The organism is Amycolatopsis sp. NPDC004747 (genome assembly GCF_053601335.1).
Genome location: NZ_JBSGBQ010000081.1, coordinates 1 through 1728, shown reverse-complemented (window position 1 = coordinate 1728; position 1728 = coordinate 1). Strand labels below are relative to the sequence as shown.

At 66.1% G+C, this 1728-nt stretch carries 1 protein-coding gene; it reads left to right on the top strand.

Going from position 1 to position 1728, the window contains the following annotated elements; genetic code table 11:
* The first annotated feature begins 423 nt into the window (after nucleotides 1-423).
* A complete protein-coding gene (locus ACWEGE_RS46975; RefSeq protein ID WP_449667013.1) occupies nucleotides 424-1503 on the top strand; it encodes an ISAs1 family transposase in 1080 nt (359 codons plus the stop codon).
* Nucleotides 1504-1728: the final 225 nt, after the last annotated feature.

Here is a 1728-nt window from a genome sequence, read left to right as displayed (position 1 = left end):
TCGGCGGCGAGTACGAGCAGATCGTAGGGCCCGGACGGACGCGGGGCCCGTCGTTGCCCGTGGACCACGCCGCACCGTCGGCATGACGGCGGTCCACCCGCGACGCGGGATTCCCCCGCTGAACGGGGGTGAGCAGCCAGTCGGCGCGTTCCACGTGGCAGCCCTTCCAGCCGACGGCCCTTCCGGGATCTCCTGGTAGATCCGTTACCCCCCCAGGGCTGATTCATAGTCCTGGCGGATTTGAGAATCTGCTGGTCACAAGGGTGTGACGAACCTTCGCTGCGGCAGTTCAGCAGACAACGAAGCTCCGATGATCAAGGGGACCTACCAAGTCACCCGACCACCGGAGCTTCGATGTGCCGTCAGTCTGCCACTGTCTGTCTGGTCAAGTCGCCCTCGCCTCGGCAACGTGAACTTGCCGACATGGGTGTCCGGTTGGCTGTCCTGCCCGATCCTCGTGGCCGGCGGGGACGGCGTCATGCCCTCGCCTCGGTGTTACTGGCCGCCGCGTGCGCTGTCCTGGCCGGCGCCCGTTCCTATGTGGCGATCGGGCAGTGGGCCCGCCACGCACCCCAGGACACCCTTGCCCGCCTGGGCTTTCGCGCGCGCGGACCGCTCGGCATGCGTGTACCGGCCTCGCCCTCCACCGTGCGTCGGGTGCTGGCCCTGGTATGTCCCGGCGGACTCGCCGACCTGCTGGGACATGACCCAGCAGCGACAGAGTCGGTCGCGGTGGACGGCAAGAGCGCGCGTGGCTCACGTACCGATACCGCCCCGGCCGCCCATCTGCTGTCCGCCGTCACGGCCGCCGGCCGGACCGTCAGCCAACTGCGAATACCCGACAAGACCAACGAAATCACCGGCTTCACCGCCCTGCTGACCCCGTTCGACCTGACCGGCACCGTAGTGACCGCCGACGCTCTCCACACGCAGCGCGAACACGCGAAATGGCTGGTGGAGGTGAAGAACGCCCACTACCTCCTGGTCGTCAAGGGCAACCAGCCCAAACTCCACGCGGCGGTCAAAGCCCTGCCCTGGAAGGAGGTCACCGCCCGCCGCTACGACCGCGAGACCGGTCACGGCCGACGCGAAACCCGATCAGTCCGGGCACTTACCATCACCGGCCTCGGCCTGGACTTCCCCCACGTGACGCAAGCCGCGAAGATCCACCGGCACCGCACCGACGTCAAGACAGGCAGGATCACCCGCGAGACCGTCTACGCCATCACCGATCTCCCGGCACGCTCGGCATCACCACAGACCATCGGCCGTATCACCAGGTCACAGTGGGGCATCGAGGCCGTCCACCACATGCGGGACACCACCTTCGGCGAGGACGCCTCCACAATCCGGACCGGACACGGACCGGAGAACATGGCCACCCTGCGCAACCTCGCCATCAACACCCTTCGAGACACCGGCCACCGCAGCATCGCCGCAGGACTCCGAGAGACTTCCTACACACCGTTCACCCGTCCACTTGACCTACTTGGACTGGCCTGACCTGCAACGATCAGACTTTGAATCAGCCCTGGGCTCCAACCCGCCGTACGCGACCAGATTCGGATCATCGAACGCGGACGAGACCGTTGCTGCGGCATGGGAAGATTGCATCTCGGAAGTGCCTTGCTGATCGTGCGTGCTGGAAGCCTAGAGAACTCCCATCATCGCAGGTCACAAGGCACTTCCTCGTTTCCCGGAGAAATATCCACAGGCGGCAAGCCGGTG